At 70.2% G+C, this 19712-nt stretch carries 15 protein-coding genes and 1 pseudogene; 8 read left to right on the plus strand and 8 right to left on the minus strand.

The genetic code is table 11. From position 1 onward, the window contains the following. Nucleotides 1–148: 148 nt before the first annotated feature. Entirely contained in the window at nucleotides 149–2338 is a 2190-nt protein-coding gene (locus ACLEQD_RS01230; protein ID WP_410381070.1) for a TonB-dependent siderophore receptor, read from the plus strand. Between the two features lie 655 nt (nucleotides 2339–2993). Here ACLEQD_RS01230 and ACLEQD_RS01235 read toward each other — a convergent pair. From ACLEQD_RS01235 to ACLEQD_RS01245, 3 genes are read right to left on the minus strand one after another with little or no spacing between them, the layout of a single operon-like run. Further along, nucleotides 2994–4550 carry a PepSY-associated TM helix domain-containing protein gene (locus tag ACLEQD_RS01235; protein ID WP_410381072.1) on the minus strand — a complete coding sequence of 519 codons (1557 nt, stop codon included), beginning with the start codon at nucleotides 4548–4550 and terminating at the stop codon, nucleotides 2994–2996. Next, entirely contained in the window at nucleotides 4547–4834 is a 288-nt protein-coding gene (locus tag ACLEQD_RS01240) for a hypothetical protein (protein ID WP_410381074.1), read from the minus strand. The genes ACLEQD_RS01235 and ACLEQD_RS01240 overlap by 4 nt, the downstream gene beginning before the upstream one ends. Next, complete coding sequence (locus ACLEQD_RS01245) at nucleotides 4831–5124, minus strand: hypothetical protein (RefSeq protein ID WP_410381076.1); 294 nt, start codon at nucleotides 5122–5124, stop codon at nucleotides 4831–4833. Before ACLEQD_RS01245 ends, ACLEQD_RS01240 begins: the two co-directional genes overlap by 4 nt. Before the next feature lie 172 nt (nucleotides 5125–5296). On the opposite strand from ACLEQD_RS01245, the gene ACLEQD_RS01250 reads away from it, so the two are divergent. After that, the gene (locus tag ACLEQD_RS01250) at nucleotides 5297–5671 is read left to right on the plus strand and encodes a GFA family protein (protein ID WP_410381078.1); all 375 of its coding nucleotides are present in this window, start codon (nucleotides 5297–5299) and stop codon (nucleotides 5669–5671) included. Here ACLEQD_RS01250 and ACLEQD_RS01255 read toward each other — a convergent pair. The 3 genes from ACLEQD_RS01255 to ACLEQD_RS01265 form a co-directional block, all read right to left on the minus strand. Next, nucleotides 5619–5939: an SDR family NAD(P)-dependent oxidoreductase gene (locus ACLEQD_RS01255; RefSeq protein WP_410381079.1), complete on the minus strand. Its 321-nt coding sequence runs from the start codon at nucleotides 5937–5939 to the stop codon at nucleotides 5619–5621. The genes ACLEQD_RS01250 and ACLEQD_RS01255 overlap by 53 nt on opposite strands. Before the next feature lie 58 nt (nucleotides 5940–5997). Beyond that, nucleotides 5998–7365 (minus strand): glycoside hydrolase family 26 protein, encoded by a 1368-nt coding sequence (locus tag ACLEQD_RS01260; protein ID WP_410381081.1) that lies wholly within the window; start codon nucleotides 7363–7365, stop codon nucleotides 5998–6000. Between the two features lie 566 nt (nucleotides 7366–7931). Further along, nucleotides 7932–8897, minus strand: coding sequence for a cupin domain-containing protein (locus tag ACLEQD_RS01265; protein WP_410381083.1), 966 nt, complete (start codon nucleotides 8895–8897; stop codon nucleotides 7932–7934). A gap of 94 nt (nucleotides 8898–8991) precedes the next feature. On the opposite strand from ACLEQD_RS01265, the gene ACLEQD_RS01270 reads away from it, so the two are divergent. Continuing rightward, nucleotides 8992–9423: a nuclear transport factor 2 family protein gene (locus ACLEQD_RS01270; protein ID WP_410381085.1), complete on the plus strand. Its 432-nt coding sequence runs from the start codon at nucleotides 8992–8994 to the stop codon at nucleotides 9421–9423. Beyond that, complete coding sequence (locus tag ACLEQD_RS01275) at nucleotides 9420–10268, plus strand: NAD(P)H-binding protein (protein ID WP_410381087.1); 849 nt, start codon at nucleotides 9420–9422, stop codon at nucleotides 10266–10268. The genes ACLEQD_RS01270 and ACLEQD_RS01275 overlap by 4 nt, the downstream gene beginning before the upstream one ends. Here ACLEQD_RS01275 and ACLEQD_RS01280 read toward each other — a convergent pair. Continuing rightward, on the minus strand, nucleotides 10233–10418 hold the full coding sequence (locus ACLEQD_RS01280) for a hypothetical protein (protein ID WP_410381089.1): 186 nt from the start codon (nucleotides 10416–10418) through the stop codon (nucleotides 10233–10235). The two genes, ACLEQD_RS01275 and ACLEQD_RS01280, sit on opposite strands and share 36 nt — an antisense overlap. Before the next feature lie 95 nt (nucleotides 10419–10513). After that, complete coding sequence (locus ACLEQD_RS01285) at nucleotides 10514–10867, minus strand: hypothetical protein (protein ID WP_171416946.1); 354 nt, start codon at nucleotides 10865–10867, stop codon at nucleotides 10514–10516. Nucleotides 10868–11106: 239 nt separating this feature from the next. Between ACLEQD_RS01285 and ACLEQD_RS01290 the strand changes: the two are divergent. The 4 genes and pseudogenes from ACLEQD_RS01290 (at nucleotide 11107) to ACLEQD_RS01305 (ending at nucleotide 19699) form a co-directional block, all read left to right on the plus strand. Further along, nucleotides 11107–12990: pseudogene (locus ACLEQD_RS01290) on the plus strand (methylmalonyl-CoA mutase family protein). Then, nucleotides 12990–15176 carry a methylmalonyl-CoA mutase gene (gene scpA / locus ACLEQD_RS01295; RefSeq protein ID WP_410381091.1) on the plus strand — a complete coding sequence of 729 codons (2187 nt, stop codon included), beginning with the start codon at nucleotides 12990–12992 and terminating at the stop codon, nucleotides 15174–15176. The pseudogene ACLEQD_RS01290 and the gene scpA overlap by 1 nt, the downstream one beginning before the upstream one ends. Beyond that, nucleotides 15173–16156 (plus strand): methylmalonyl Co-A mutase-associated GTPase MeaB, encoded by a 984-nt coding sequence (meaB, locus tag ACLEQD_RS01300; RefSeq protein ID WP_410381093.1) that lies wholly within the window; start codon nucleotides 15173–15175, stop codon nucleotides 16154–16156. Before scpA ends, meaB begins: the two co-directional genes overlap by 4 nt. Before the next feature lie 75 nt (nucleotides 16157–16231). After that, nucleotides 16232–19699, plus strand: coding sequence for a methylmalonyl-CoA mutase family protein (locus tag ACLEQD_RS01305; RefSeq protein ID WP_410381095.1), 3468 nt, complete (start codon nucleotides 16232–16234; stop codon nucleotides 19697–19699). Nucleotides 19700–19712: the final 13 nt, after the last annotated feature.

Genomic DNA, 19712 nt, shown 5'->3' on the forward strand with positions numbered 1-19712 from the left:
TCCCCGGGGCTGTGAATGCAGACATCCGGTGTGGCGCCGGGAGGACCGGGAGGGCGTGGGCGCCTCCCGGGCCACTCCCGTCTTGCCGCGTCAGGGGGCGCGTGTTACGCGACAGGCCCTCCCCCTGATTTCGCAAATCATTCTCAACATGCCCATCCAGAACCGAAGCCGTCCGCGCCGCCTCGTCCCGGGGGTGCTGCTTGGCGCCTCGTTCGCCGTCCTCGCCTCCCCTGCCCTGGCGCAGGAGCCCGCCGCGCCCCAGGAGCCCCCGGCCGCCACGCAAGACCCGAGGGACGACGAGCTCTACGTCCTGCCGACGGTGACGGTGGACAGCGAGCGCGCCAGCGGTCCGGTGAAGGGCTACACCGCGCGCCGCAGCGGCAGCGGCACGAAGACGGACACCGCGCTGGGTGAGACGCCGCAGTCGGTGTCCGTGGTGGGCCGGGCGCAGATGGACGCGCAGCAGGCGCAGTCCGTGACGGAGGCCACGCGCTACACGCCGGGCGTGCGTTCGGAGACGTTCGGCGCGGATCCGCGCAACGACTGGTTCCTGATTCGCGGCTTCTCGTCGCAGGAGGGCGGCTACTTCCTGGACGGGCTCCAGCTCTACTCCAGCAGCTTCGCCACCTGGCGGCTGGAGACCTTCGGCCTGGAGCGGGTGGAGGCCGTGCGCGGCCCCGCCTCCGTGCTGTACGGCGGCACGTCGCCGGGCGGCCTGCTCAACATGGTGGGCAAGCGCCCGCCCGTGGAGGGCTCGGTGCGGCACGTGGAGGTCGGAGGCAACACGTTCGCCAACGGCTACGTGGGCGTGGACCTGGGCGGCGCCATCGACTCGGGCAACCACTGGCGCTACCGGGTGACGGCGCTGGCGCGCGGCGGCGGCACGCAGGTGGATGAGACGGACAACAACCGGCTCTTCATCGCGCCGGCCCTCACCTGGGCGCCGTCGGAGCGCACGTCGCTGACGCTGCACGGCAGCTTCCTGGCGGACCGCACGCAGGGGCAGAACTTCCTGCCCTACGTGGGCACCGTGGTGGACGCGACCTACGGCCGCATCCCCACCGACCTCTTCACCAGCGACAAGAGCCTGGACCACTTCCAGCGCAACCAGTCCTGGGCGGGCTACGAGTTCTCCCACCGCTTCAACGACACCTTCACCCTGCGGCAGAACCTGCGCTTCGCGCACCTGGGCCTGGACTTCCAGACGCTCTACGGCGTGGGCTACGCGGGCGAGCCGGCGGACGCGCGACTCTCCCGAGGCAACTTCGTCACCCGGCCGAGCGCGAACCTCTTCACGGTGGACACCCAGGGCGAGGCGCGCTTCACCACCGGCCCCGTGCGCCACACGGTGCTGGCGGGTGTGGACTTCAAGCACTACCGGCTGGACGACGAGCAGGGCTACGAAGCGGGAGCGCCGCTGGACCTGCTGACCCCCGTGCGCGGCGACTACGCGCCCACGGAGTCGCGCTACACGCTGAACCGGTCCACGCAGGACCAGCTGGGCGTCTACCTCCAGGACCAGCTGCGCTTCAACGACCGGCTGAACCTGGTGCTGAGCGGGCGCCATGACTGGGTGGGCCTGGACGTGGACAACGCGCTTCTGCCCACGTCCAGCTACGACGGCAGCGAGAGCGCCTTCAGCGGCCGCGCGGGCCTGCTCTACAGGTTCGACGTGGGGGTCGCGCCGTACGTCAGCGTCTCGCGGTCGTTCAACCCCGTGGCCGGGACGAAGTCGGACGGCTCGGTGTTCGAGCCGGAGAAGGGTCAGCAGGTGGAGGCAGGCGTGAAGTACCAGCCGGACGCGTTCCCGGTGCTGGTGGGCCTGTCGCTGTTCGAGCTGAAGCGCCAGAACTTCGTCACCACGGACGGAGCCTTCAACCAGCTGCAGATTGGAGAGGTCCGCTCGCGCGGCTTCGAAGTGGAGGCCAACGCCACGCTGATCCGCGGGCTGAGCCTGATTGGCTCCGCGTCGCTGTACGCGCTGGAGATCACGGAAGGCGCGGACCTGGAGCTGGGCAAGCGCCCGGTGGGCGTGCCGGAGGTGCTGGCGTCGCTGTGGCTGGACTACACGTTCCAGGACGGCGCGCTGCGGGGCTTCGGCGCGGCGGCGGGAGTGCGCGGCGTGGGCGGTTCCTACGCGGACCGCGAGAACACGCTGGAGGTCCCGGGCTTCACGCTGGTGGACGCAAACGTGCACTACGAGCGAGGCCCATGGCGCGCGGCCATCAACGCCGCCAACCTGGGGGACAAGACGTACGTGTCCTCGTGCAGCTCCGCGGCGGCCTGTTTCTACGGCGAGCGCCGCCGCGCGTCCGCCACCGTCGGCTACACCTGGTAGCCGTCGAGCAGGATGGCAGGCCCTTCCGGGAGCGGGAGCACGACCGCCGGAAGGAGCCTGACGCCATCACCCCAGCCGCATCCATGGGGCTCTTGCCTGGCACGTCTCCGCCAGGAAGGGCCCCATGTCGTTCCCGGATACGACGCCTCGGGCCATCACAAGCCCCGCGGTCACGCGCCAACGGGGACTTCCTCCCGGGACCTCAGCCCCTCAGCCACGCGTTCTGCTCCAGGGATGAGAAGGTGAGAACCCAGCGGAGACGCCCCGTCAGCGGCACACGTCGCGAACCGGTCCGACTGTCGGACCAGTTGGGACGACCACGGCTGGGGGTCCCGCCCCATCCGAGCTGAGGAAACCTGTCCGACAGGTTGGGACGACCGCGACTGGGGGCCCCGCCCCATCCGAGCTGAGGAAACCTGTCCGACTGTCCGACAGATTCGGAAGCCCGCTGACCGGAGCCCACGGCCCCCGTGGTCAGTGGAAACCGGTCCGACTGTCGGACAGGTTCGGAAGCCTCTACGGGGGCACCTGCGTCATCCAGCCAGCGGAAAGCTGTCCGACTGTCGGACAGGTTTGGAGGGACCGCATCGGCCGGGAGGCGGACAGCGTGGAGGCCGAGGCACGGCGCGTCTCGCGCGCATGACAGACCCTCCGGTTACGCTTTGACGAAGGGCCCTTCGGGCGCATCTCCACTGCGTACAGGTTCCGCGGCCTTGCGCCTGCGCAGTCCCCACGCGAGCCCGCCGCAACCCAGCGCCATCGCGACCAGGAACGCCTCCGCCACGAACACCGGGGGCATCCCCCGCGACAGCGCCGTGAACAGGTTCGCGTCCTGCGTCACCCCGTCGCCCACCACCACCGCGCCGAATAGCACCGCGGCCGCCGCGCACAGCATGCTGCCCACGCGCCGTGATGAACCGCTCGGCACGAGCGCGATGACGACCGCGAACGCCCACGCTCCCAGGAACAGGCCGAACTCCCAGTCCCCTCGCCGCGCCAGTGTCCACGGCAGCACGCGGTTCGCGGCGCAGTACACCGCCGTGCCGAACGCGAGCCCGGCGGACACGCCCACCGTCAGCCGCTCCAGCACGCGGTTGCCCCGGCGCGTGCGCAACGGGTCGCGACGCTCCAGCCAGATGAGGTTGCCCGTGACGAGCACCGCGCACAGCGCCAGCGCCAGCAGCGCGTAGAGCGGCTTCATCAGCGCCTCCGCGAACCGGCCCGCGTGCAGGTCGAAGAGGAGCCGCTCGAAGCTGAAGTTCGGCGTGCGGGACTCCACGCTCGTCCCGAACGTCTCCCCCTTCACGGTATCCACATGCGCGAAGTGGTCCGGCCCCAGCGGTGACAGCTGGAAGTACACGCCCGCCCAGCCGCGCGCATCACCGTGGTCGTGAAGCTCCACGTACCGGGGCGTCCCCTCCGCGCCGGGCACCGACGCACGCGCGCGGTCCACCACCGCATCCAGCGACAGCATCGGCGCGTCCTTCCCCGACGCCTCCCGCACCGGCACGCTGTAGCCACGCAGCCGCGCCACCCGGTCCGCCTGCCCCCGGTACACCGCGCTCCCGAAGCCCTGCGCCGCCAGGCCCGCCAGACACAACACCGCCCCCGTCCACGCCAGCATCGCGGTGAACGGCAACCCGAAGACGCCCAGCACCTTGTGCGCGTCCGACGCGGAGAAGCGCGGCTTCACCGTGGGCCGGAAACGCCACCACTGCGCCCGCAGGTCCTTCAGGTGGATCCACAGGCCACTCACCAGCGCCACCAGCAGCGCCACCGACACCAGCCCCGTGAACTCCATCCCCCACGGCACCCGGTAGAAGAAGTGCATCCAGTACAGCTCGCTGGCCAGCCGGCTGCGCTCCGGCAGCGCGGTGCCGGTGAGCGGATCCAGCCACACCATTCGCAGCCCGGCGGGCTCGAAGAGGTACGCGGTGATGAAGCGCGTCTCCTCGTGCGTGAGCAGCCCCACGTGCGCGCCGCGCGGCAGCGGCCCCTGCTCCTTCACCCGCGCGAGCATCGCGTCGAACGACGGCGGCGACTCCGAGGGCGGCGCGACGTGGAGCGCGGGCTCCTGCCACACCTCCAGCTCCTCGCGGAACATCGCGAAGACACCGCAGAAGAAGATGACGAACAGGAACAGGCTGGCGACGACGCCCGCCCACGCGTGCAGGTCGAACTGGATGCGGAACGTCCGGGGCGACAGCTTCATCGCGGGCCTCGAAGCATCAGCGCGACCGCCACCGGCACCACCACCGCCAGGCACACTCCCCACGCCACCCTGCCATCCCGTGCCAGCGGCAGCGTGCACGCGAGCCCCACCCACACGGGCAGCACCCCGTGGAAGCCCAGCGCGAAGGCCCATGGCCCCGACACCGGCAGGAAGGCCATCACCGCCGCCCCCACCGCGAAGGCGACCAGCGGCGCCCCCACCACCACCGCCAGCGTCCGAGCCACGGAGTGGTTCGCGGCCTTGTCCCCACGCCCCGCGCTCATCGCCCCACGCCCATCAGCACCACGGGCACCAGCCCGCACCGCCACTCGCCCACGCGAAGGCGCGCGCCCGGTAGCCGGGGAGCGAGCACCAGCACCAACACCGAGGCCGCCGTCATCGCCAGCACCCCCAACACCAGCAGCCCCGCCACCGGCCCGAAGCCGGCCAGGCAGCACCCCAGCGACGCGAGCCCCGGCACCGACGCCGCCCACCGCGCACGTCCGCCACAGGCCAGCCACGACACCGCGGACACGCAGAAGCACAGCGCGGCGAGGCTCAGCACCGCGACCACCGCGTGGCCCCGTCTCTTGGCTCCAAGTTGATAATGATTTGCATCCTCACGACTGTCCCCAAGCCTGTCAAGGCAGGCGGAGGCCGCCCGCGCTCCCGGTGCGAGCGTCGACGCACGAACACCGCCCGCGCACCCTGCTTCCAGGAAGCGCGGCGCTCCGGATGATGGCGGCATGAGCGAAGCCACGCCCCTGAAGGGAAGCTGTCACTGCGGCGCGACGCGGTTCGAGGTGACCGCGCCGCCCAGGGACATCACCCGCTGCAACTGCACCTTCTGCTCCAAGCGCGGCATGCTCTGGGCCTACTACCCTCCGGAGCAGGTGAAGTTCACGAGCCGCGACCAGGTGGCCCCCTACGACCGCAACGCGCCCGTCGTGCACCACCACTGCCAGAAGTGCGGCTGCGGTACGTGGTCGGACATCCCCGTCTGGGAGAACAACGCGCCCGTGCCCGGCCAGTTCAAGGTGGGCCTCAACGCGCGCCTGTTCGACGACTTCAACCTGGACGCGGTGCGCGTGAAGTTCGTGGACGGCCGCAACCTCTGGTAGCCGTCACAGGCGCGGGGCGGGCCCTCGGGCCTCCGGGAAGTCGGTGGACAGCGACAGGTCCTTGGCCAGCACCTCGGAGAAGCCCCCACGCCCACTTCGCGGCCGGGTACGCGCCCAGCCCCGGCGTCGCCAGGCGGCCTCCCATGGACGACACCTGGATGACGTGCCCGGAGCGCTGCTCGCGAAAGACCGGCAGCGCCGCGCGCGTCACGTTCATCCCCCCGAACAGGTGGGTGTCCAGCCGCGAGCGGAAGTCCTCGTCCGTCACCTGCTCGAATGGGCGGAAACGATGGGGCCGTCAGCCCCCAGGCGGCCCCGGCCCCCCATCAGTTCGCGGTGAAGGTCGTGTCGTTGCGGTACAGCAGCGTCTGCGACCAGTCCGCCGTGTAGACGAGCGTGTCCACGCGGTAGGTGCCGGCGCTCAGCGACGTGGGGATGGTGAACGCGGACGTGTAGCTGCGCGTCTGGCCCGCCGTGAAGGCCTGCGCCGTGTACGAACGCTCCGACACCAGCGCCGAGTTGCCCGCGTTGCGGATCTCATACTTCACCACCAGCGTGCGCGCCGTGGGCGACGTCACGGTGCCTGTCACGTTGAAGGACTGGCCGCGCGTCACCGTCGCCGGGCTCACCGTGGCCTTCGTGGTGGACAGCTGCGCGGGCTGCGGGTTCAGGCCCGCGTAGTGATTCTTGAAGACAGCGGCGGCGTTGGGGAACTCGGTGACGAAGGTATTGCCGCCGTTGGCGTCCGCGCTGGACAGCTGGTGGTGGCCGTCCGCCGCCTGGATGTCGAAGTACGAGTGGTAGCCCACGTTGCTCGCCGGGTCGAAGATGAACGCCAGCATCTGCTGCACGTAGTACGTGTCATCCCCGCCGCCGTTCGTGGCCGCGTCGTTGACACCCCACTCGGGCACGGACAGCCGCTTGTTGTGCGCCTGGGCGAAGCTCTTGAACTTCGTCAGCGCCGGGCCGAACTGCGCGTTCCACACCGACTGCCACCGCGTGAGCGCGCATGAGCCCGTGCAGCCCGCCGGAATCGGATAGGCGCCGTTCCAGCCCTGGTCGTACATGTCCAGGCCGATGTAGTCGACGTAAGCGTCGCCCGGGTACGTGGCGCTCAGGTCCGCGGCGGAGATGTCGTAGTTCGGGTTCCAGTCGAACTCGAAGCCCGCGTTCGGCTGCTGCGTGCGCATGGCCGTCACGATGCGGCGGAAGCACGCGGCGAAGTTCGCCTGCTGGCCGTTGCCGGAGTACCAGGGCATCCAGCTGCCGCTGAACTCCCAGCCCAGGCGGATGATGGTCCCCTGGAGCTCGTAGGCCACCAGGTGGGTCGCCAGGTTCTTGAAGCGCTGGTCATACGAGCCCGCCGCGCACGACGCGAGCGTGCCCTGCCCGCTGGGGAACATCGCCACCGAGTAGTTGAAGCGCCGGCCCGCCTTCGCCTTCACCCAGGTGCGCCACGCGCCCAGCTGCCAGCCCGGGTTCTCGATGTTGCCCCACGAGTCCTTCGCCTGGTGCCCCTGGCCCATCTTCACGTCGAAGCCCAGCCAGGTGGAGTACGCGTTCACCGCGTTCGGCTGCGAATACACCTCGCCCCGGTACACCCCCGTCAGCGGATCCGCCGCAGCGGTCAGCCCGGCACACAGCGTGGACACCACGGCAACGGAGACGAAGCAGCGCTTGAGGCCCGGATGCATGGGGAGGATCCTGGAGGAGAAATATTGATTTACAGATTATGCGCGACCTGAAAGTCAATAACGCCTGGCCGCTGAAGACGGGGCTTGCGCCTGCCCCGTCCAGATTCCGACCCTGCGCCGGGGCTGTCAGGACACCCTGTCAGGCATGGCTCTGACGTGCTGCGACACATTGCTCGAATATTGAGCTTGACCGCAAAGCAATGCTACCCTCGCAATGGCTCTCAAACCGGAGGACACATGCGAGGAATTGTTTCAGCGTTGATGTTCGGGCTGCTCGTTGGCTGTGGTGGCGCCATGGAGCCCACGTCCGCGGAGGACACGACGAGCCAGACGGCGCCTCACGCGGATGCCGACGTCAACGCCTCGGTGTTGCTCGAGTGCGATGTGTTGGATGGCATGGCCTGTCCCTCTTCTGGGGCCAACCCGCGTACGTGTATTCGCCCCGGAGGTGTGGGCCATGCCTACTGCTATTGCGACGGGGAAGGGTACGATTACTGGCGCTGCTATTACTGAAGGCTCGCGCTGAAGCTTGACGCGCGGACAGCCTCTCCTTTCGTCAGCGGCTGTTACAGGTCGACACGGAGCCCGCCGGCTTCACCGTCGGTGGGCGCGCGCCGGTAGGCTCCGGGGCCCACGCCCCAGCGCCGCTTGAAGGCCTTGCTGAAGGCGGGCGCGCTTTCGTAGCCGGCGCGCTCGGCGATGGTGTCCAGGCTGTCGGTGGACTCCCGCAGCCAGCGCGCGGCGCGGATCATCCGCCAGTGGGACAGGTAGTGCAGGGGCGTCTCGCCCACCAGCGCGTGGAAGCGCGCGGCGAACCCGGAGCGCGACACGCCCACGGCCTGCGCCAGCCGCTCCACCGTCCAGGGCGTGCCGGGCTGTTCGTGCATCAGCGAGAGCGCGTTCCCGATGGCTGGATCCGCCAGCGCCTTCCACCCCGCCTGCCGCGCTCCCGCCAGCGCCGTCTGGGCCCGCAGCGCATGGACGAGCAGCACGTCCGCCAGCCGGCCCAGCACCAGCGCGCTCCCCGGCCCCGGCAGGGCGGTCTCCGCGGTGATGAGCTGCACGGTGGCGGCGAGCGACGGCGTCCCCTGCCCCTCCTGCGTGGACAGGCGGATGATGGAGGGGAAGGCCCGCAGCAGCGGATGCTCGGGGTCCACGCCGAACTGGAAGCAGCCGGTGACCAGCGTGGTGAGCGGCCCTGCTCCGCCCAGCCGCGTGGTGGGCGGGCGGAGCTGCTGCGGTGGGACGAAGTCGCTCGCGGCGGGGGCGCGGCGGCCGCCGTCATCCAGCACGTGCGCGGGCGCGCGGGGCAGCAGCACCACGTCCCCGGCGGACAGGAACACCGGCTTCGCCGTGCCCTCCACCTGGAGGCGCAGGCTTCCGCGCGCCACCACGTAGAAGGACGCGTTGGCCTTGCGGGGCATGCGCACCGCCCAGGGCGCGCCCAGCTCGAAGCGGCCGAAGAGCAGCGTCTTGAACCGCAGCGTCTCCAGCACGTCGGAGACCACGTCGGTCTTTTCGTCCGGAGGCATTGGACGGAAAGACAGTTCTTTTGGACGCAGTGACATGGAGCGTCCATAACGGACGCCCTATTCCTGGTCCATCACCTCTTGCTGGAGGCAGCACGTGGACCGCACTTCTCCTGACCTGGACCGGCTGATGGACGCGCACCTCGCGCTCATCGCCACGGACGTCGAGCGCTGGCTCGCCCTCTTCACGGATGACGCCGTCGTCGAGTTCCCCTATGCCCCCTCGCTCGGCGGGCCTGCGCGGCTGGAGGGCAGCTCCGCCATCCGCGCCTACTTCGCGTCCATCACGCAGCACTTCCAGGGGCTCACCTTCACGAACGCCCGGCGCTACCCGGGCGCGGATGGACAGACGGGCTGGCTGGAGGTGCACGGCACCGCGACGCTGCAGCCCGGGAACCTCCCCTACGAACAGGACTACGTGATGCGGATACAGGTGCGCGACGGCCGCATCGCGCACTACCGCGAGTACTGGAACCCGCTGGCCGCGCCCCGGGGCACCTTCGAGTCCTTCACCCGGGAGCAGGCATGATGCGCATCCTCGTCATCGGAGCGGCCGGCAACACGGGACGTCCCATCGCGGCGGGGCTCACGGCGGAGGGCTTCACGGTGCGCACCGCCACGCGCGACCCGCGGCCGCCCGTCGCCGCCGCGGAGCACGTGCGCTTCGACTGGGCGGACCCGTCCACGCATGGGGCCGCGCTGGAGGGCGTGGACCGGATGTACGTCCTCGCGCCCGGGCTGGTGGAGGACCCGTCCGCCCTCATGATTCCCGTCCTGGAGCGCGCGCTGGCCGGCGGCGTGCGTCGGGTCGTCCTGCTCTCCGCGTCCGCCGTTGCGGAGGGGGGCCCGGGGCTGGGGCAGGTGCACCACTTCCTGCGCACGCATGCGCCGGAGTGGAGCGTGCTCCAGCCCTCGTGGTTCATGCAGAACTTCACCAACCCCGGCCACCATCACGACGCCGGCCTCCGGCGCGACGGCACGCTGGTGACCGCCACCGGCCAGGGACGGGTGGGCTTCGTGGACGCGGGGGACATCGCGGCGGTGGGCGTCCGGGCGCTCGCGGAGGACGTGTCCCATGACACCGCGCACGTCATCACCGGGCCCCAGGCGCTGAGCTACGACGACGTCGCGGCCATCCTGTCCCGGGTGTCGGGCCGCGCCATCCGGCACGTGCACGCGACGCCGGAGGAGGCACAGCGGCACCTCCAGGCCTCCGGCATGCCGGAGACCTACGCGCGGCTGCTCACGATGCTCGACGGGCTCATCCGCGACGGGGCAGAGGACCGCGTGACGGACACCGTGCTCCGGGTCACCGGCCGCGCTCCTCGCGACTTCGAGTCATTCGCCCGGGCCCACCCGGACGTCTGGCGTTGAGTCCGTGGCCGAGTCCAGGGCGCTCGAGCTCGCGACGCTGATGACGATGACGGCCGTGAACACCAGGATGGAACCGACGATCATCATCGGCAGCTTCACCCAGAAGGACGTGGGCATCACCAGGAACCGGGCCCATCCGCCGCCGCCCACGTCCAGCGCGAGCTGGCCTTCAAGGCCAGGCTTGCGAAGGTCGGGCTTCGACCCCGGGCGCCGCCGCCCGGTGGGCGGGCGGCGGCGCGGACGGCTCAGGTGCAGGTCTTCGGATAGCTGCTGTTCGGCAGGCAGACCTTCACCTGCCCACCGTTGCAGCCGCACCAGTTGGACGTGCACTGCGAATCGCTGGTGCACGCCGTCCAGTTGCCACACTGCTTCGGGTACGTGTCGTTCGGCAGACACACGCGGGTCGTGCCGCCGTTGCAGCCACAGCGGTTGGAGGTGCAGTCCGAGTCTCCACTGCACGACGCCCAGTTGGGCTGCAGCTGCGACTCCACGCTGCCCATCTCCACTTCCGGCGCCACGTCCTCCGACGCGACGTCCACGCCACCGCACGCCAGCAGCGGCAGCACCAGCAGGGCCAGGAACAGGCTTTGACGCTTCATCACATCGCCTCCATGCAAGGGGGATGTCCCGGGCCAATGGGTGTGCGACTCCCGGGACGTCCAATCCCTACCAGCAGTAAACATACGCGCTAAAGCCGCTTAATCTGATTTAATCGAATTAAACGACTTAACTTGAATATTCGCCTGAGGTTGCGCCCGACGCCCAGTACAGGGCGTACGGCGCGGGCGGCGTCACCATCCCATTGCCCCGGGGCGGGCAATGCGCCTATGGGAGGGGCATGGCTGACGTGCCTCTTACCGCAGCGGACTTCCCGCCCCCTTCCGTCGAGGAGTGGCGCCGGCTGGTGGACAAGGACCTCAAGGGCAAGCCCTTCACGGTGCTCCAGTCGCCTCTCGAAGGCGGCCTGTCCCTCCAGCCCCTCTACACCCCCCAGGACGCCCCGCCCCCGGCCGAACCGCCTGGCGTCGCGCCCTATGTGCGTGGCACCCAGCCCCTGGGTCACACCGAGGGCGGCTGGCTCCTGTGCCAGGAGTACGCGGGCCCCGACGTGGCCGCGACCGCCGAGGTGCTGCGCGACGACCTGGAGCGCGGCCACGCAGGGCGTGTGGCTGCTGCTGGACGCGCCCCTCGGCCTGGACGTGAAGGATGAGGCCACGCTGGCGCGGCTGCTCGCGCACGTGCCGCTGGACCGCACGCCCGTGCACCTGGAGCCGACCGCGGACGTGCTCCGCCCCGCGTCCCTGCTGCTGGAGGTGCTGGCGAAGAAGGCCGGCGCCGCGAAGCAGGCCCTGCGCGGCAGCCTGGGCATCGACCCCATCGCGGCGCTCGCTCGCCACGGCGCCGCGAAGGTGGACGTGGCCCGCACGCTGGCGGAGGCCGCGCCCCTCGTCACGTCACTGCTCAAGGACGCTCCGGGCCTGCGCGCGCTGCTGGTGTCGTCGCGCCCCTGGGCGGACGCGGGCGCCACGTCCGTGCACGAGCTGGCGTGGAGCATCGCACCGGCGTGGAGTACCTGCGCGAGCTGGAGCGCGCGGGCCTGTCCCCCGGTGAGGCCGCGCGGTCCATGCAGTTCGCGCTGTCCGTGGGCGGGCAGTTCTTCCCGGAGATCGCCAGGCTGCGCGCGGCGCGGCTGCTCTGGTCCAAGGTCGTCGCCGCTTCGGGCGGTGCGCCGGAGTCGCAGGCCATGGCGCTGCACGCTCGCACCGCCAGCGCCACCAAGACGCGGCGCGACCCGTGGGTGAACATCCTGCGCGGCACCGCGGAGTCCTTCGCCGCCGTCGTCGCGGGCGCGGACAGCGTGAGCACGTCCCCCTTCGACGAGCCCCTGGGCACGCCGGACGAGCTGGGCCGGCGGCTCGCGCGCAACACGCAGCTCATCCTGCGCGACGAGTCCAGCCTCAACCGCGTCGCGGACCCCGCGGGCGGCAGCTACTACCTGGAGCAGCTCACCGGCGAGTTCGCCCGCGCGGCCTGGACGGAGCTCCAGCGCATCGAAGCGCTGGGCGGCCTCTCCCGCGCCATCGCGCAGGGCGACGTGGCCCGCGTCCTCACGGAGACGCGCGCCGCGCGCGACAAGGCCGTGCGCACGCGCAAGCTCCCCATCGTGGGCGTCAGCGAGTTCCCCCACCTCCACGAAGCCCCCGTGCAGCGCGAGGCCCGCCCGGCCGCGCCCGCGAACAGTGAAGGCGCCGTCACCCCGCCCCAGCCCGTCCGCGTGGCGGAGGCCTTCGAGTCCCTGCGCGACGCGAGCGACTGCTACCACGCGGCGCACGGCGTCCGCCCGCGCGCCTTCATGGCGAACCTGGGCACCGTGGCCGAGCACACCGCGCGCTCCACGTGGATTTCCAACGTGCTCGCGGTGGGCGGCATCGAGCCCGACGAGCACCACGGCTTCGCGGACGCGAACGCCGCCGCGGAGCTGTTCGCGAAGGCGGGCACGGCGCTGGCCGTCCTCTCCGGTCCGGATGCCCTCTACCCGGAGGCCGTGCCTGTCTTTGTCGCGGCCCTCAAGGCGAAGGGCGCCCGCACGGTCGCCGTCGCGGGCCGCCCCGGTGAACACGAGGCCGCCTTCCGCGCGGCCGGCGTGGACCTCTTCCTCTACGCGGGAGCGGACCTGTTCCAGCTCCTGAAGACGCTGCACACGCAACTGGGAGTGGCCTGATGCGCCCCACCGTTCCGGACTTCTCCCGCGTCGCCTTCGACGCCCCCGAAACCCAGACGCCCGCGCCGGCCGTCGAGAAGCAGCGCGCCCACGCGCGCACTGCCAGGCGCGCCGCGGAGGCCTGGGACACGCCCGAGGGCATCCCGGTGAAGCCGCTCTACACCCGCGAGGACCTGGAGGGCGTGGCGCACCTGGGCTCGCTGCCGGGCCTGCCGCCCTTCGTGCGCGGCCCCTACTCCACCATGTACGTGCAGCAGCCGTGGACGGTGCGCCAGTACGCGGGCTTCTCCACGGCGGAGGCGTCCAACGCCTTCTACCGCCGCAACCTCGCGGCCGGTCAGAAGGGCCTGTCCATCGCGTTCGACCTGGCCACGCACCGCGGCTACGACAGCGACCACCCGCGCGTCGCGGGTGACGTGGGCATGGCGGGCGTCGCCATCGACTCCATCAAGGACATGCGCATCCTGTTCGACCGCATCCCGCTCGACCAGATGAGCGTGTCGATGACGATGAACGGCGCCGTCCTCCCCGTGCTCGCGCTCTACGTGGTCGCGGCCGAGGAGCAGGGCGTGAAGCCCGAGCAGCTCAGCGGGACCATCCAGAACGACATCCTCAAGGAGTTCATGGTCCGCAACACGTACATCTATCCGCCCGGTCCCTCGATGCGGATCATCGGGGACATCTTCAAGTTCACGGCGGAGCGGATGCCGCGCTTCAACAGCATCAGCATCAGCGGCTACCACATGCAGGAGGCCGGCGCGACGCAGGACCTGGAGCTGGGCTACACGCTCGCGGACGGCGTGGAGTACGTGCGCGCCGGGCTCGCCGCCGGCCTGGGCGTGGACGCGTTCGCCCCGCGCCTGTCGTTCTTCTGGGCCATCGGGATGAACTTCTTCATGGAGGTGGCCAAGATGCGCGCGGCCCGCCTCCTGTGGGCCCGCCTCATCAAGGGCTTCAACCCCAAGAGCGACAAGAGCCTGGCGCTGCGCACCCATTGCCAGACGTCCGGCTGGAGCCTCACCGCGCAGGACGTCTACAACAACGTCGTGCGCACCTGCGTGGAGGCCATGGCCGCGACGCAGGGCCACACGCAGAGCCTGCACACCAACTCGCTGGATGAAGCCATCGCGCTGCCCACGGACTTCAGCGCGCGCATCGCCCGCAACACCCAGCTCTACCTCCAGCTGGAGAGCGGCACCACGCGCGTCATCGACCCATGGGGCGGCAGCTACTACGTGGAGCGCCTCACCCACGAGCTGGCGCAGAAGGCCTGGGGCCACATCCAGGAGGTGGAGGCGCTGGGCGGCATGACCCAGGCCATTGAAGCGGGCCTGCCCAAGCTGCGCATCGAGGAGGCCGCCGCGCGCACCCAGGCGCGCATCGACTCCGGACGCCAGGCCATCATCGGCGTGAACAAGTACCCGCCGGAGCGCGCGGACAACATCGAAATCCTCAAGGTGGACAACTCCGCCGTGCGCGAGGCGCAGATTGCCCGCCTGCGGGAGCTGCGCGCGGAGCGCAATGGCGAAGAGGTCCGCCGCCGGCTGGACGCGCTCACCGAGGCGGGCCGGCGCAACGAGGGAAACCTCCTGGCGCTGGCCATCGACGCGGCTCGGGCGAAGGCCACCGTGGGCGAAATCAGCGACGCCCTGGAGAAGGTCTACGGGCGCTACGAGGCCACCGTGCGCGGGGTGACGGGCGTGTATTCAGCGGAAGCGGGACAGGCGCAGGGCATCGCGGAGGCGCGGGCGAAGGCGGATGACTTCCTGGCGCGCTTCGGCCGCCGGCCGCGCATCCTCATCGCGAAGATGGGCCAGGACGGCCATGACCGCGGGCAGAAGGTCATCGCCACCGCGTTCGCGGACCTGGGCTTCGACGTGGACATTGGCCCGCTGTTCCAGACGCCGGAAGAGTCCGCGCGCCAGGCGGTGGAGAACGACGTGCACGTGGTGGGCGCGTCGTCGCTGGCCGCGGGCCACCTCACGCTGGTGCCGCAGCTCAAGCACGCCCTCAAGGCCCTGGGCCGCGAGGACATCATGGTCGTGGTGGGCGGCGTCATCCCGCCCCAGGACTACGACGCGCTGCGCGCCGCGGGCGCCGCCGCCATCTTCGGCCCGGGCACCGTCATCGCGAAGGCCGCCATCGAGCTGCTCGACAAGCTGGCCGCCGAGCAGGAGGCGGCGTGAAGCTGCTGCCCGCGGACACCTACGTGGACGGCGTGCGCGCGGGCGACAGGGCGGTGCTCGCGCGCGCCATCACCCTGGTGGAGAGCGAGCACCCGAAGCACGCCGGGCTCGCGCAGGAGGTGCTCACGAAGCTGCTGCCCCACACCGGCAGGAGCCGCCGCGTGGGCATCAGCGGCGTGCCCGGCGTGGGCAAGAGCACCTTCATCGACGCGCTGGGCATGCACCTGGTGGGCAACGGCCACAAGGTGGCGGTGCTCGCCATCGACCCGTCCAGCAGCATCACGGGCGGCAGCATCCTGGGCGACAAGACGCGCATGTACCGGCTGGCGCGGGAGCCGGCCGCGTACATCCGCCCCAGCCCCTCCAGCGGCACGCTGGGCGGCGTCGCGCGCAAGACGCGGGAGACGCTGCTGCTGTGCGAGGCCGCGGGCTTCGACGTGGTGCTGGTGGAGACGGTGGGCGTGGGCCAGTCCGAGACCCTGGTCGCGGACCTGGTGGACTTCTACCTGGTGCTGATGCTCGCGGGCGCCGGGGACGAATTGCAGGGCATCAAGCGCGGCATCCTCGAAGTCGCGGACATGGTGGCCATCAACAAGGCGGACGGCGACAACCTGCCGCGCGCCACGCGGGCCCGCGCGGAGTACCGCGCCGCCCTGCACCTGATGCGCCCCGGCGCGGAGCCGGTGGTCACCACGTGCAGCGCCATGGAGGGCACCGGCATCGACACGCTGTGGGCCTCCGTGGAGGACGTCGTCGCGAAGCGCGAGGCCTCTGGAGAACTGCAGCACCGGCGCACCCAGCAGCAGGTGGGCTGGATGTGGGCCATGGTGCACGACGGCCTGCGAGCAGCCCTGCGGGCGCACCCCGAGGTGGCCGCCCTGGTGCCTGTCCTGGAGCAGGCCGTACGCGAAGGACGCGCGACGCCCACCTCCGCCGCACTGCGTGTGCTGGGCGCGTTCCTGCCGCAATCGCAGGCCTGACAAACCGCGTCGTTCAAAGGCCAACGCCTGTCTCAATCGCTTGCCGGGCCTGCACCGCACTCCTAGTGTACGCCCGTGCGACACCCCCAACCGACCACCGCTCCCCAGCCGTACCGGCCCCGCCACCACGTCCGCATCGTCACGGCCGCCAGCCTCTTTGACGGACACGACGCGGCCATCAACGTGATGCGCCGCCTGATGCAGTCCTCCGGCGCGGAGATCATCCACCTGGGCCACAACCGGTCCGTGGCTGAAATCGTGGACTGCGCCATCCAGGAGGACGCCCAGGGCATCGCCCTCACGTCCTACCAGGGCGGCCACGTCGAGTACTTCAAGTACATGATTGACCTGCTGCGCGAGCGCGGCGCGAACATCAAGGTGTTCGGCGGCGGCGGCGGCACCATCCTCCCCTCGGAGATCGAGGAGCTGCACCAGTACGGCGTCGCGCGCATCTATTCCCCGGACGACGGCCGCGCCATGGGCCTGCAGGGGATGATCGACGACCTCATCTCCCAATGTGACTTCGAGAAGCGCCCGGCGGACTACAAGGGCCTCTTGAAGACGCCGCTCCCGCGCGAGCCGGAGCGCATCGCGTCGCTCATCACCATCGCGGAGAACTTCGCGGACGCGGGCGAGGAACTGCGCGCCGCGATGAAGACCGCCGTCGCGGACGCCCCCCGGGTGCCCGTGCTGGGCATCACGGGCACGGGCGGCGCCGGCAAGTCCAGCCTGGTGGACGAGCTGGTGCGCCGCTTCCTGGCGGACTTCCCGGACAAGACCCTGGCGGTGCTCTCCGTGGACCCGTCCAAGCGCAAGTCCGGCGGCGCGCTCCTCGGCGACCGCATCCGCATGAACGCCATCGACAACCCGCGCGTCTACATGCGCTCGATGGCCACCCGCCAGAGCAACCTGGCGCTGTCCCGGCACGTCGCCCACTCCATTGAAGTCTGCAAGGCGGCGGGCTTCGACCTCATCGTGGTGGAGACCTCCGGCATCGGGCAGTCGGACACGGAAATCACCGAGCACTCGGACGTGGCGCTCTACGTGATGACGGCCGAGTACGGCGCGGCGACGCAGCTCGAGAAGATCGACATGCTCGACTTCGCGGACGTCATCGCCATCAACAAGTTCGACAAGCGCGGGTCGCTGGACGCGCTGCGCGACGTGAAGAAGCAGTGGAAGCGCAACCACAACGCCTTCACGCTGAACGACGACGCGGTGCCCGTGTACGGCACCATCGCGTCGCAGTTCAACGACCCGGGCATGAACACGCTGTACCGGGCCATCATCGACGCGCTGGTGAAGAAGACGGGCGCGACGCTGGACAGCCGGTTCTCCCTCACGCCCGGCATGAGCGAGAAGAAGTGGATCATCCCCCCGGAGCGCACGCGCTACCTGGCGGAGATCGTCGAAGCCTGCGAGGGCTACGACGGCTTCGTGCGCGCCCAGGCCGCCATCGCCCGGCGCATGTACCAGCTGCACGGCACCATCCAGGCCCTGCGCCAGAACGTGGGCAAGAAGAAGCTCGAAATCGTCGAGCCCAAGGACGCTGGCGACGTGGTGCAGGTGACGGAGCGCGTGGAGGGCGAGCCCGCGTACCTGGGCGACCTGGTGGCGCTGTACCAGGACCTGGAGAGCCGCCTGCACGCGGACTGCCGGCGCCTGCTGGCCGAGTGGCCCGCGACGAAGAAGCGCTACGCCGCGTCCAAGTACCAGTTCCAGGTGCGCGACAAGGTCATCGAGCTGGACCTCATCAGCGAGACGCTGTCGCACCTGCGCGTGCCGAAGATTGCCCTGCCGAAGTATGAGGACTGGGGCGACATCCTGACGTGGCTCTTGCGGGAGAACGCGCCGGGCGCCTTCCCGTTCACCGCGGGCGTCTTCCCGCTCAAGCGCGAGGGCGAGGACCCCGCGCGCATGTTCGCGGGCGAGGGCGGCCCGGAGCGCACCAACAAGCGCTTCCACTACGTGTCGCGCGGCCTGCCGGCGAAGCGCCTGTCCACGGCGTTCGACTCGGTGACGCTGTACGGCGAGGACCCGGACCACCGGCCGGACATCTACGGCAAGGTGGGCAACTCGGGTGTGTCCATCGCGAACGTGGACGACGCGAAGAAGCTCTACTCCGGCTTCGACCTGGCGGACCCGTCCACCTCCGTGTCCATGACCATCAACGGCCCGGCGCCCATGCTGCTGGGCTTCTTCCTCAACGCCGCGGTGGACCAGCAGTGCGAGAAGTGGATCCGCGCGAACGGCAAGGTGGACGAGGTCGAGAAGCGCATCGACGCGCTCTACCAGGAGCGCGGCCTGCCGCGTCCGCGCTACCAGGGTGAGCTGCCCCAGGGCAACGACGGGCTGGGGCTGCTGCTGCTGGGCGTGTCCGGTGATGAAGTCCTGCCGGCGGACGTCTACGCGAAGATCCGCGCGTCCACGCTCCAGGCGGTGCGCGGCACGGTGCAGGCGGACATCCTCAAGGAGGACCAGGCGCAGAACACCTGCATCTTCTCCACGGAGTTCGCCCTGCGCGTGATGGGCGACATCCAGCAGTACTTCATCGACCAGAAGGTGCGGAACTTCTACTCGGTGTCCATCAGCGGCTACCACATCGCTGAGGCCGGGGCGAACCCCATCTCCCAGCTGGCGTTCACGCTGGCCAACGGCTTCACCTTCGTCGAGTACTACCTGTCGCGCGGGATGCACATCGACGACTTCGCGCCCAACCTGTCGTTCTTCTTCTCCAACGGCATGGACCCGGAATACGCGGTGCTGGGGCGCGTGGCCCGCCGCATCTGGGCCAAGGCCATCCGGGACAAGTACGGCGGCAACGACCGGTCGCAGAAGCTGAAGTATCACATCCAGACGTCCGGCCGGTCCCTGCACGCGCAGGAGATTGCCTTCAACGACATCCGCACCACGCTGCAGGCGTTGCTGGCGCTCAACGACAACTGCAACTCGTTGCACACGAACGCCTACGACGAGGCCATCACCACGCCCACGGAGGAGAGCGTGCGGCGCGCGCTGGCCATCCAGCTGGTCATCAACAAGGAGTTCGGCCTGTCGAAGAACGAGAACCCCAACCAGGGCTCGTTCATCATCGAGGAGCTGACGGACCTGGTGGAGGCGGCGGTGCTCAACGAGTTCCGCGCCATCTCCGAGCGCGGCGGCGTGCTGGGCGCGATGGAGCGCATGTACCAGCGCTCCAAGATTCAAGAGGAGTCGCTCTACTACGAGATGCAGAAGCACGACGGGACGCTGCCCATCATCGGCGTGAACACCTTCCTGGACCCCAAGGGCTCGCCCACGGTGACGCCGCCGGAGGTGATTCGCGCGACGAAGGACGAGAAGGACTACGCCATCACCGCGCGTGACGCCTTCTGGAAGCGCAACGCGAAGACGGCGCCCGCCGCGCTGGAGGCCGTGCGCCGCGCGGCCCTGGACAACGGCAACGTGTTCGGCGCGCTGATGGACGCCTGCAAGGTGTGCACGCTGGGCCAGCTGTCCCGCGCGCTGTACGAGGTGGGCGGGCAGTACCGTCGCAACATGTGACGCGAGCGCCACG

The sequence above is a fragment of the Corallococcus sp. 4LFB genome, from assembly GCF_046520365.1.
Classification (GTDB): domain Bacteria; phylum Myxococcota; class Myxococcia; order Myxococcales; family Myxococcaceae; genus Corallococcus; species Corallococcus caeni.

Bases quoted from the DNA above. Each gene is read 5' to 3' on its own strand.
- ACLEQD_RS01230 (WP_410381070.1), top strand. From the start codon at position 149: ATGCCCATCCAGAACCGAAGCCGTCCGCGCCGCCTCGTCCCGGGGGTG.
- ACLEQD_RS01235 (WP_410381072.1), bottom strand. From the start codon at position 4,550: ATGAAGCTGTCGCCCCGGACGTTCCGCATCCAGTTCGACCTGCACGCG.
- ACLEQD_RS01240 (WP_410381074.1), bottom strand. From the start codon at position 4,834: ATGAGCGCGGGGCGTGGGGACAAGGCCGCGAACCACTCCGTGGCTCGG.
- ACLEQD_RS01250 (WP_410381078.1), top strand. From the start codon at position 5,297: ATGAGCGAAGCCACGCCCCTGAAGGGAAGCTGTCACTGCGGCGCGACG.
- ACLEQD_RS01260 (WP_410381081.1), bottom strand. From the start codon at position 7,365: ATGCATCCGGGCCTCAAGCGCTGCTTCGTCTCCGTTGCCGTGGTGTCC.
- ACLEQD_RS01265 (WP_410381083.1), bottom strand. From the start codon at position 8,897: ATGCCTCCGGACGAAAAGACCGACGTGGTCTCCGACGTGCTGGAGACG.
- ACLEQD_RS01275 (WP_410381087.1), top strand. From the start codon at position 9,420: ATGATGCGCATCCTCGTCATCGGAGCGGCCGGCAACACGGGACGTCCC.
- ACLEQD_RS01285 (WP_171416946.1), bottom strand. From the start codon at position 10,867: ATGAAGCGTCAAAGCCTGTTCCTGGCCCTGCTGGTGCTGCCGCTGCTG.
- scpA (WP_410381091.1), top strand. From the start codon at position 12,990: ATGCGCCCCACCGTTCCGGACTTCTCCCGCGTCGCCTTCGACGCCCCC.